Consider the following 10089-nt stretch of genomic DNA (forward strand, 5'->3'; position numbering starts at 1 on the left):
TTCAATCTTTCATTGGAGCAAAAAATGACTGGAATCATAGATTACAATGCAGGAAATATAAAAAGCGTGGAGCATGCGCTTGAATCCCTTGGTGCTCCTTATATTCTTTCTGGAAATCCCAGCGACTTGAAAAATGTTGAGCGTGTGATTTTCCCCGGAGTAGGAGATGCGGCTTATGCAATGCAGCAGCTTAAGTTAACCGGCTTTGATTCTTTTCTGAAAGACTGGGCGGAATCAGGAAAGCCGATTTTAGGAATTTGCCTTGGCTCTCAGATTGTGTTTGACTACAGCGAGGAAGGCGACACTGAATGTCTTGGGCTTTTAAAAGGAAGCATAAAGCATTTTTCATCTTTAAAGGAAAGTGGATTTGATTCAAGTTTAAAAGTTCCGCATATTGGATGGAACAATGTTTCGTTTGCAAATGGCGGCTCTTCACTTTTGAATGGAGTTGTTCAGGATTCAGACTTTTATTTTGTGCATTCCTATGTGATTCAGCCGGAAGATTCTTCTATAGTAAAAGGCTATGCGGATTACGGAATAAAAGTTCCTGCCATAGTTGAAAAAGACAATATTGCGGTTTTTCAGTTTCACCCGGAAAAATCAGGAAATCCCGGACTTAGAATTTTGAGAAACTTTGCGGCTTCTGACCTTTCTGCAAAGGAGGAATTTTAAAATGCTAAAAAAACGAATTATAATTTGCCTTGATGTAAAAGACGGACGCACAACAAAAGGAATAAAATTTCAGAACAATATAGACATTGGCGATCCTGTGGAAATGGCCGCTGAATATTACCGTCAAGGTGTAGATGAGCTTGTGTTTTACGACATAATGGCGAGCGCGCGCGGAAGAGGTCCTATTCTTGATTTGATTGCAAGAGTCGCTTCACAAGTTTTTATTCCGTTTTGTGTTGGCGGCGGAATTGGAACTCTTGACGATATACGTTCTACAATTCTTGCTGGAGCTGAAAAAGTTTCGCTTAATTCTCAGGCTGTAAAAAATCCAGAGCTTATAAAGCAAGGCGCGCGTGTCTTTGGAAATCAGTGCATTGTTCTTGGAATGGACGCTGCAAAAGATTCTCAAATGCCAAGCGGCTACAGAGTTTACATTAACGGCGGAAGAACAAAGACTGAGCTTGATGCAAGGGAATGGGCGCAGAAAGCAGTTGAGCTTGGAGCTGGTGAAATAGTTTTAAATTCAATTGATGCTGACGGAACAAAAGAAGGCTATGAACTGAATCTTACAAAAATGATTGCTGAGTCTGTTCCGGTTCCTGTAATTGCAAGCGGCGGCGGCGGAACTCCTTCTCATCTTGCGGATGTTCTTACAAAAGGAAAAGCTGACGCTGCCCTGATTGCCTCAATGGTTCATTCAGGAGCGTACACAGTTTCTTCTATAAAGAATGAGCTTTCCAAAGAAGGAATTCCTGTAAGACTTGTTTAGCTTTACTTTAGCAGATTGCTCCCTCGTAAATAAGTCCCTGTTCTCCGTCTATGGAAACAGAAAGATTGTCTTCAAGAATTTTGCAGGCATCGGGAACATTCTGTATATAGACTAAGTTCGGATTTACAAGTTTCAGGTTTTCCTCTTGCAAGTCGCTTCCGGATTCAGAAATAACTCCGTCTATAATTCTTAATACTGGAATAAGTTCTTCTGTTATTCTTTCGCAGACGAGAATTGTTCTGTGGTTCAGCTTTACGGTATCGCGGATTTCAACAATGTCTTCCGCGTGAATTATTCTTCCGCAGATTTTTTGTTTTTCGCTGTTGCAGAATCCGAATGAAGTTCCTCTTGCGATTATGTTTCCTACAACAAGCACACGGATTGTGTTTACCATGAGCGGACTTGAAAGCGGAATTCCTGCGCACACAACAACTCTGTCTGAAAGTTTTACGAGGTTGTTTTCAATTGCAAGTTTTACAGCATTCTGAATCATCATGTCGGAATCTCCTGCGATTCTGCAAAGAACCGGAGTTACGCCCCACTGAATCATAAGCTGCCGCTGAACTTTTTTATCTGGAGTTACCGCAATTACAATTTGCTCCGGCCGGAAGCTTCCAATCATTCTTGCTGTGTTTCCGTGCAATGTCGGAATTATGATTGCCTTTGCCTTTATGTTTTTTGAAAGTTTGTATGCGCTGTGGGCAACCATGTGTCCTACTTCTGTTCCGGGAACATAGTCTGAATCTATTTTTCTCATGTGCTCTTTGTATTCAACTGAATCTTCTGTTGTGCGGGCAATCAGAGCCATAGTCTTTACAGATTCAACTGGATATTTTCCGCCAGCAGTTTCCCCGGAAAGCATGAGCGCGTCTGTTCCGTCAAAAATTGCGTTTGCGACATCTGTAAGTTCTGCTCTTGTTGGTCGCGGATTTACAATCATCGAGTCAAGCATTTGTGTTGCAGTGATTACAGGTTTTCCGGCGGTGTGGCAGCATCTTATAATGGCTTTTTGCGCAAGCGGAATTCTTTCTGTCGGAAGCTGAACTCCCAAGTCTCCGCGCGCAACCATTATTCCGTCTGCCTCGCGTGTAATTTTTTCAATGTTGTTCAAGCCTTCTTCGTTTTCGATTTTTGCAATGACACGGGCTTTTGCGCCTACGGATTTTAAGTATTCCTTAATCTGTACAACTTCTTCCGGGAAACTTACAAAGCTTGCCGCAACAAAATCAATATCCTGTGTTGCTCCGAATTTCAAATCTTCCTTGTCTTTTTCTGACATGATTGGAAGCCCTGCATGAACTCCGATTAAATTTACATTTTTTCTGCTGCCAAAAGTTCCGGCGTTTGAAGCCTTGCATATAATTTCTTCGCCTTCAATTTTTTGAACAACAAGTTCAATCAGTCCGTCAGCAATTAAAATTTTTATTCCCGGGGAAACTTTTTTTGCAGCTTCTTTCCATGAAATTGAAATTCTGCACGGTTTCCCTTCCGAAGCATTTACACAAGTGCAGTCGTCTGTTGTAACAATTACTGTTTCACCCGCGGAAAGCTTGATGTTGTTTGTGCCGTCTATAAGTCCAGTGCGGATTTCAGGTCCTTTTGTATCCAAAAGAATTGCAACAGGAACATCTATTTCTGCGGAAACTCTGCGCACTCTGTCCATCGCTTGTTTGTGCCAGTCGTAAGTTCCGTGCGAAAAGTTGAATCTGGCTATGTTCATTCCTGCTTTTATCATTTCGCGGATTGTGTCGTCGTTGTCGCAGGCAGGCCCGATTGAGCATACGATTTTTGTTTTTCTTGTAAGCATTTTGTTCTCCGATAAAAATTATTCAGCAATATACCTTGCGCGGCTTGTTTCTGTTTCAAAAACATCGATTGCATAAAGCCATGCTTTTTTTCCGTCTGTTTTTTTTAGTGAAGGAATTTCTTCTATAATATGATTGTATATGTAAACAGCAATTCTTTCTGCGCTTGGATTTTGGTCAAAGAATTCTATGTCGTTTAAATTTGTGTGGTCAATTTTGCCGCAAACTTCCCGAAGCGTTTTTTTCAGCTTTGTAAAATCCAAAAGCATTCCGCCTTTGTCAAGTTCTGTTCCGCGGACGTGCGCATAAACTTTGTAATTGTGTCCGTGAAGATTTTCGCATTTTCCGTTGTAGTCTTTTAAAAAATGTGCCGCGCTAAAATCAGCAGTAACTCTAACTTCAAACATATCGGTTTTTATTATACAGTTTTTCCTCTTTTATGAAAATTGAATTTTCAAACTTATTGTCTTTGTTTTAAAAATGAAATAGCCAGGCTTTGCAAAAAAGTTTATAATTAAATATTATTATCAGACTCGATCCGATAATCTATTAAAATTTTAAAATAGATTATCATGCGTTATTGAAAAAAGTCATATAAAAAGGGTGTTTTATGAAAAAGCTTTTGTTTTTGATTTTAATTCAGTTTGCCTGCGTTTTTTCTTTTGCGGATGATTCTGAATTTTCTCAGCCTTATGAAGAAAAAATTCTTGTGCCTTTTGGAAGTTCCAGAAAAAAATTGCAAGAATCCAAGCAGCAAATTGTGCGTGAAAAAAGTTTTCCATTTTTCTCTGAATATAAATTTTCAGAAGGAACAAAAATTTCAGAAGAAGAAGCAATGAAACTTATCGGCGGAATTTCAGAAAACAAGTCAGTCATAAAAAAAGAAAAATTTTGGTATTGGACAACTGTTGTAAATGCGGCAGCCGCAGGCGGACTTTCCGTAGGATGCATTGACGCGGATAGCACAAAAGAACTTGGCACATTTGGAATTCCTGCCGCAATTTTCTTTTTGGGAGCAGTTGCAACAAACCGCCTCTCTGCCCATTACGAAAAAAAATCCTTGCAGAACTACAACGACTATGTTGAAGAATATAACAAAAGGATAACAAATCACGCTGAAAATATAACAGAATAAGGTTTTGCCCTATGAGAAAATTTGTTTTAGGTTTTATAATGATATTTTGCTTTTCTGTTTTTGCGCAGGAGAAGGAAAACTGCGGAATTATTTTTTCAGAGCAGGCTGCTTTTCAAAAAACGGTTAATCAAGATGGGCTTTTTTCTTTGGACGAATTTCAGTTTGCCAGCGGGAAAAATATAGGAACAAAAACGGACTTTAACGTTGTTTTACTCGTTATTGAAGAATCTAAGTTTTTGTCAGAAAAAGCTGATTTTTGTCGGAACATGACTTTTGCATCTGTCATTGGCGCAGTTGGCTGTACAGCTGTTGGCGCGTTTAATGAAAATCTTTCTTGCGATACAGGAGATGCTTTGTTCGATATTGCTTCTAATTGTGTGCTTTCGCTTTTTTATTTTCCTTTGTGCGAATCTTCCTACAAAAATGACGCGGCAAATAAATATAATCAGTTTGGAGAAATTAATTGACAAAGAGAATAACGTGTGTTATAAAAGATACACAGGAGATTTTCTTTATGAACAGAAATGGATTTTTGTTTTCATTGTCAGCTTTGCTAGATGCCGTAGACTGCGATTCTTCTTTTGATTCAGAATTATTTGAAGAAAACTTGGACAGAACCGAATGCTGTTCAAGCCGGGACTGGGAAGATTACACGGAAGATGCTTTGTGGGACAGAGGATTTTTTTTGCAAAGCGGATTTAGCGCGTAAAAATTAAAACTAAAATATTCCCTGTGCTGTTTTTTTCTCCTTATTCTTTCAGTGCAGGGATTTTCTTTTTTAAAGGCCTGTTGCTTCGTCAATTCCCATCATTATGTTCATGCACTGAACTGCTGCTCCGCTTGCGCCTTTTCCAAGGTTGTCGAAACGGCTTGTTATTGTGATGCGCTCATCGTTTCCGCAGACAAAAATTTGCATATTGTTTGTCCCAGCCAAAGTGTTTGCCGCAATAAAATTGTCCTGCAAAATTCCTTCACCAAGAAAATCCGCAGTTTTTACAAAATGGCAGTTCTTGTAATGCTCCTTGAATGTTTCGCAGATTTCTTTTGCGCTCATTTTCTTTTCCAAAAGCCTTGAATAAAGCGAAATTGTAACGGTCATTCCTTGAAAATAGTCGCATACATAAGGATTGAAAATTGGCTTGTAATTTAATCCGCTTACTTTTTGCATTTCAGGCAAGTGCTTGTGTTCCTGTGTAAGGGCATAAAGGCGCGGGCTTTTTAGTTCTGGATTGCGGTTTGGATCTTCGTACTGCGCGATTGCTTTTTTTCCGGCACCTGAATATCCAGAAACCGCATGGCAGACAACAGGATAGTCCGCAGAAATTATTCCATGTTTTACAAGCGGAAAGCAAATTGAGGCGAATCCTGAAGCATAGCAGCCCGGCACTGCGACTCTGCTGGAATTTGCGATTTTTTCACGGTGCGCAGGAGAAAGCTCTGGAAATCCATAAGCCCAGTCTGGATTTACACGGTGCGCTGTGGAAGCGTCTATGATTTTTGTCTTTGGATTTGTGCAAAGGCTTACAGCTTCTATGCTGGCGGCATCTGGAAGGCACAAAAATGTAAAATCAGACTCATTGATAAACTTTGCGCGTTCTGCAGGATCTTTGCGTTTGTCTTCATCGATAAGCAGGATTTCAATGTCTTTTCTGTTTTCAAAACGCTCAAAAATTTTTAAGCCTGTAGTTCCTTCTTTTCCGTCGATAAAAATTTTGTATGCCATAAGACGCCTCTTTTTGATGTAACTTTATAAAGCCAGTTTTTTTATAAAAGATATATAGCCTGAATGTCGAATTTTGAAAAGAACAGTCATTTATGTGTCATTCTCGTGCTACGACACGGGAATCTGTTGTAAACTTTCAATAGATTATCGGGTCAAGCCCGATAATGACATTAAACTATAAAACTCGAAGTTTAGGCTATATAGAATAAAAACTTAGATTGTGCATCAAGTGCTGAAATGATATACTTTAGGAATGAAAGATTCAATATTTATGAAAAAAATTGTTTTTAGCTTTTTAATTTCTTTTGCTTCAGTTTGTTTTTTTTCATGTGCGTCAACAAAGGTTGAAGTTCCAGACAATGCTTCGAGCCTTGAAATAATTCAGCTTGCGCAGACTGCATTGGACAAGGGAAGCACAAAAAAATCTTTGCAGTATTATGAAATTCTTTTGCAGCGTTACGGAATGAACACTGCTTTTTATATTGAAGGCCGCTACGAAATTGCGCATATTTATGTAAAGCAGAAAAAATACAGCAAGGCAGAGCCAATTATAAACGAAATTCTTGAAATTTATAATGCAAGCCAGCCTGGACAATTCCCCGGCGCATACAGAAAACTTGCCCAGAAAGACTTTGAAAAAATTCAGAACGGAAAACGCAATTAGTCTGCGGATTTTCCTTTTTCGTCAGGAACGATAATGCAGTCGAGCGTGATTCCTTTTTCATTTGCAAGCTGCATTACTTTTTCCTGCGTTATTTTTCTTGGGCCTCTTGGCTTTGGATGCGGTTCTGCGTCTCCAAGAAGAATGATTTTTCTTTGCGCGTCATTTCTCCATTCGTAGAAATTTATTGAGGCAAAAAGAGCTTCGTGAACGGCTTCTGGAATGTCTCCGCCTTCGTTTCCGTGGATTATTACGGAATCCAGCTGCTTTTTGATTTTTTCAGGCTCTCTTGTGAAGTCAAAGAATTTTACGGGAAGCCCTTTGTAGTTGTAGGAATCGTTGTAATCCCTGTAAAGCAAAAGCGCAATTCTTAAGTCTTCAAATTCCTTTGCCTGCTCAATGAACGCCGGAATCCATTTTCCGCGCAAAACTTCCATGTCGTCTTTCATGCTGCCGGTTGTGTCTATTGCAAGCACAATGTCCGCCTTTGTTTTTGGCGTGATTCTTTCAACTGAATCCAGCAAGTCCTGAACAAGATTTTCCGGCTTGGAATAATACAAAAGTCCGCCGCCTTCATTTGCAAGCTGCGAAAATTTTTCTACCGCCAAAGGATTGTAGTCGTCCGTTAAAATTTGCTTTTCTTCTTTCTGCGGAATTATTTGCGGCTCTTCATTTACTTCTGGCTCTGGAATTTCTTCAAGCGCGGTTTCAACTTTTTGTGGCTCTTTTTTCTTTGGAGCTTCGCCTATATCGAACATAAACGGATTGTCCATGTATTTGCCAGTGTAGTCTCCGTAAGGTTTTTCAAATGTGCGGATATTTATAAAAACGCCTTTTCCGATTTGCACAGAACCGTTGCGCGACCAAGGATAGCCAAAGTAAAGCGTGTTCGGAATAAAAATGTGGAAGGCTTGTCCAAGTTCAGGATGGTTTTCTACAGTTGAAGAAATAAGGCTGTATTTTGAATATTCAGAGTGAAGTTCCTGTCCGTTCAAATAGCGGATTTCGTTTCCGTTTGTTTCGTTCCATTCTGCGGCGCGGTAAGCGTAGTTTGGCTCTTTGCCGTTTGGATCTTTTGTGGTTTCAACCAGCATTACGCTGTTTATTGCAGGCTTTTTTCTTATAAAAAGGTCAACTCCTTCACGCTCACCTGAATCTGAAAATCTTTCCTTTACTGATATGTCGCTTGCTAGAATTTGCATTTGCGGCTGTTCAACAATTCGTGTCTGCTGCGCGAAAGCAATTCCTGCCAAAATCATGGTAAAAAACAAAATGCGCTTTTTCATGCTTTTATTATCGGAGCGAATTTCCTTGAGTTAAAGCGTAAAATTTATTTCTATTTTTTTTTACGCCATAAAAGGGATTGCCCAATTATGTCGGGCAATGACAATAAAAATCAAGCAAGCGAATGTTTTTCTTTGTAATAAAAAAATGTTTTGAAAATTTATACGTTGAAAATTGAAAAATGTGTGTTATAATGAGAATCTATAAAAAATGCAATTTTCAAGGACAATTTTAGCATTTTAAAGATGCCGTAAATAGTTCCGATTTAAAAATAAAGGCGAAGGTATTTTGGACACAAGCAAAATTAAAAATTCAGATTTTTCTCAAGTTGATATTTCTTATTTTTTTAACAATGATGAAAATATAAAGAATGAAATTATTCAGACTGGAATTATTGTTTTTACAGATTATCAGCAGAAACTTATAAAAAAACTTCAGGATGCGCTTGAAAAAACTGCTCCAGACAGACTGGCGCGGCTTCAGGAAAGGCTTGATGACGTTACAAGTCTTGCGCAATCGATTGCACGGTTTCCGTCTTTGCTTGAGCGGGCGAACACAACAACTTCCACAAGAACACCGATGGCTTTGGTTGAAAGCATCATTTCGTATCAGGAGGAAGGCGATACAGTTCTTCACATGCCGTCAAAGGCTATTCTGGGAAAAGGTTTCCTTGTGGCGAAAATTCATACTTTTTTTTCAATGTCGAAGCTTGCCAAAAACTATGCTTTAATGGACGAAAAAGAAGTCAAGGAATATTATGACGAAACTGTTTCCATGATGTTTACGCTTATGGCGGAAGATGTCTACATGAACCTTATAAAGGACAAGTCTGTTTCTATTGATTTGCGCCGGGAACTTGCAAATTCTCTTATAATTCTTTGGGAGCACAGAAGCGACCAGACGATTTCTGATATTGCGCCAGTTTTGCAGTCGGTTTGGTCTGCCCGCCGCCGTCTTGCTCCAGCTTTTGGTTCTATGATGGGAACAAGCGAGCTTATGATGGTTACGTTTCAGATGGATGACCAGTGGGGCGCATTTATAAAGGAAAAACTTAGCGAGCCGGATGTTGCCCAGGCAATGGAAGAGTTCCTTTTTGGCGTTTCTTACGAGCAGATTTTGCGTTTAAAAGGAATTTTGCGTGATCAGGGCGTAAAGTCGATTGGCCGTGATGAAGTAAGCTCTTATCTTGGCGAGCGTGTAAAAACAGATATAAATCTTGATTACAGGGATTTTTACCTTTTGTATACAGTCCGCCGTGATAATGCAAGAGCAAGGCAAAGGCTTCATATTGAAGGTCCCAAAAACACGCTTGAAGACCATTTTATCCGCTTTATAATGGAAAAAAATCAGGAAAAGCAGAAAAATGATACTTTTGCAAAAGTTTGAAACTCATTAAGATATTTCAGGTAAAAAAAATGAGTGAAGACGAAAATAAAAGACAATACCAGTTCGGGGAAAAATTAAGAGCCGTCCGCGAAAGAAAGCATTTGACGTTAAAAGCTGTGGCTGCACACGCAAAAGTGAGCGAAAGCCTTGTTTCTCAGATTGAACGGAATAAAGTTTCTCCTGCAATAGATACTTTGCTTGATATTGCCGATGCCCTGGATATAAGCCTTGAATTTCTTTTTGAAGAATACAGTCGCCGCCGTCCAGTTTCTGTAATTCACCGTGAAGACCGCCGCAAAATCAATGAAGAGGATGTTGTTTACGAAGAACTTTCCGATCCGTTTTCCGGCAATGGTGAAAATTCATTTGAAAGCTATACGATAAATATTCCAGTTGGAAGCCGCACTCACCGCGGAAGCTACGGACATCTTGGAAAAGAAATGGGGCTTGTTGTTCAAGGCGAAGGAATTCTTCACTACGGAAACAAAGAAATTGCTTTAAAAGAAGGCGACAGCATCACGTTCAACGCAGGTTCTCCTCACACTTTGGAAAACACAGGCTCAACTGAATTAAAGGCAATTTGGATGGTTACTCCCGCCCAGAAATTTAACGCATAAGTTTTTTATCTTAGCGTCGTCATATTTAATTGTAAAA

12 protein-coding genes are annotated in these 10089 nt (G+C 39.4%); 8 read left to right on the plus strand and 4 right to left on the minus strand.

Going from position 1 to position 10089, the window contains the following annotated elements; translation table 11 throughout:
• The first annotated feature begins 24 nt into the window (after positions 1-24).
• Both hisH and hisF read left to right on the plus strand, forming a co-directional pair.
• On the plus strand, positions 25-672 hold the full coding sequence (hisH, locus tag Q0N70_RS03330; RefSeq protein ID WP_294013856.1) for an imidazole glycerol phosphate synthase subunit HisH: 648 nt from the start codon (positions 25-27) through the stop codon (positions 670-672).
• Between the two features lies 1 nt (position 673).
• A complete protein-coding gene (gene hisF / locus Q0N70_RS03335; RefSeq protein ID WP_276779405.1) occupies positions 674-1441 on the plus strand; it encodes an imidazole glycerol phosphate synthase subunit HisF in 768 nt (255 codons plus the stop codon).
• A 7-nt stretch (positions 1442-1448) separates the two neighbouring features.
• On the opposite strand, the gene pyk is transcribed toward hisF, so the two are convergent.
• Both pyk and queD read right to left on the minus strand, forming a co-directional pair.
• Positions 1449-3248: a pyruvate kinase gene (pyk, locus tag Q0N70_RS03340; RefSeq protein ID WP_294013861.1), complete on the minus strand. Its 1800-nt coding sequence runs from the start codon at positions 3246-3248 to the stop codon at positions 1449-1451.
• Between the two features lie 18 nt (positions 3249-3266).
• Positions 3267-3653 (minus strand): 6-carboxytetrahydropterin synthase QueD, encoded by a 387-nt coding sequence (gene queD, locus Q0N70_RS03345; RefSeq protein WP_294013862.1) that lies wholly within the window; start codon positions 3651-3653, stop codon positions 3267-3269.
• A 203-nt stretch (positions 3654-3856) separates the two neighbouring features.
• On the opposite strand from queD, the gene Q0N70_RS03350 reads away from it, so the two are divergent.
• Genes Q0N70_RS03350 through Q0N70_RS03360 form a run of 3 tightly spaced genes read left to right on the plus strand, consistent with a single transcriptional unit; the run spans position 3857 to position 5090 of the window.
• Positions 3857-4381, plus strand: a complete 525-nt coding sequence (locus tag Q0N70_RS03350) for a hypothetical protein (RefSeq protein ID WP_294013863.1) — start codon at positions 3857-3859, stop codon at positions 4379-4381.
• Between the two features lie 11 nt (positions 4382-4392).
• Positions 4393-4848 (plus strand): hypothetical protein, encoded by a 456-nt coding sequence (locus Q0N70_RS03355; RefSeq protein WP_294013864.1) that lies wholly within the window; start codon positions 4393-4395, stop codon positions 4846-4848.
• Complete coding sequence (locus Q0N70_RS03360; RefSeq protein ID WP_294013865.1) at positions 4845-5090, plus strand: hypothetical protein; 246 nt, start codon at positions 4845-4847, stop codon at positions 5088-5090. Before Q0N70_RS03355 ends, Q0N70_RS03360 begins: the two co-directional genes overlap by 4 nt.
• 69 nt (positions 5091-5159) lie before the next feature.
• Here the strand turns inward: Q0N70_RS03360 and argC are convergent, their stop codons facing one another.
• The gene (argC, locus tag Q0N70_RS03365; RefSeq protein ID WP_294013866.1) at positions 5160-6104 is read right to left on the minus strand and encodes an N-acetyl-gamma-glutamyl-phosphate reductase; all 945 of its coding nucleotides are present in this window, start codon (positions 6102-6104) and stop codon (positions 5160-5162) included.
• Positions 6105-6357: 253 nt separating this feature from the next.
• Between argC and Q0N70_RS03370 the strand changes: the two genes are divergently transcribed.
• Complete coding sequence (locus Q0N70_RS03370) at positions 6358-6768, plus strand: hypothetical protein (protein ID WP_294013867.1); 411 nt, start codon at positions 6358-6360, stop codon at positions 6766-6768.
• Here the strand turns inward: Q0N70_RS03370 and Q0N70_RS03375 are convergent.
• Positions 6765-8051, minus strand: coding sequence for a vWA domain-containing protein (locus Q0N70_RS03375; protein ID WP_294013868.1), 1287 nt, complete (start codon positions 8049-8051; stop codon positions 6765-6767). The two genes, Q0N70_RS03370 and Q0N70_RS03375, sit on opposite strands and share 4 nt — an antisense overlap.
• A gap of 286 nt (positions 8052-8337) precedes the next feature.
• Here Q0N70_RS03375 and Q0N70_RS03380 point away from each other — a divergent pair, with 286 nt between their 5' ends.
• Positions 8338-9435: a hypothetical protein gene (locus tag Q0N70_RS03380; RefSeq protein WP_294013869.1), complete on the plus strand. Its 1098-nt coding sequence runs from the start codon at positions 8338-8340 to the stop codon at positions 9433-9435.
• Positions 9436-9464: 29 nt separating this feature from the next.
• Positions 9465-10052 carry a cupin domain-containing protein gene (locus Q0N70_RS03385; RefSeq protein ID WP_294013870.1) on the plus strand — a complete coding sequence of 196 codons (588 nt, stop codon included), beginning with the start codon at positions 9465-9467 and terminating at the stop codon, positions 10050-10052.
• Positions 10053-10089 lie beyond the last annotated feature (37 nt).

The organism is uncultured Treponema sp., from assembly GCF_945873775.1.
In the GTDB taxonomy this organism is placed as follows: domain Bacteria; phylum Spirochaetota; class Spirochaetia; order Treponematales; family Treponemataceae; genus Treponema_D.

What these genes read in the sequence shown, in the direction of transcription:
- Q0N70_RS03375 (WP_294013868.1), bottom strand. Translation starts at nt 8,051, where the DNA reads ATGAAAAAGCGCATTTTGTTTTTTACCATGATTTTGGCAGGAATTGCT.
- Q0N70_RS03370 (WP_294013867.1), top strand. Translation starts at nt 6,358, where the DNA reads ATGAAAGATTCAATATTTATGAAAAAAATTGTTTTTAGCTTTTTAATT.
- queD (WP_294013862.1), bottom strand. Translation starts at nt 3,653, where the DNA reads ATGTTTGAAGTTAGAGTTACTGCTGATTTTAGCGCGGCACATTTTTTA.
- Q0N70_RS03350 (WP_294013863.1), top strand. Translation starts at nt 3,857, where the DNA reads ATGAAAAAGCTTTTGTTTTTGATTTTAATTCAGTTTGCCTGCGTTTTT.
- hisF (WP_276779405.1), top strand. Translation starts at nt 674, where the DNA reads ATGCTAAAAAAACGAATTATAATTTGCCTTGATGTAAAAGACGGACGC.
- pyk (WP_294013861.1), bottom strand. Translation starts at nt 3,248, where the DNA reads ATGCTTACAAGAAAAACAAAAATCGTATGCTCAATCGGGCCTGCCTGC.
- Q0N70_RS03355 (WP_294013864.1), top strand. Translation starts at nt 4,393, where the DNA reads ATGAGAAAATTTGTTTTAGGTTTTATAATGATATTTTGCTTTTCTGTT.
- argC (WP_294013866.1), bottom strand. Translation starts at nt 6,104, where the DNA reads ATGGCATACAAAATTTTTATCGACGGAAAAGAAGGAACTACAGGCTTA.
- Q0N70_RS03385 (WP_294013870.1), top strand. Translation starts at nt 9,465, where the DNA reads ATGAGTGAAGACGAAAATAAAAGACAATACCAGTTCGGGGAAAAATTA.
- hisH (WP_294013856.1), top strand. Translation starts at nt 25, where the DNA reads ATGACTGGAATCATAGATTACAATGCAGGAAATATAAAAAGCGTGGAG.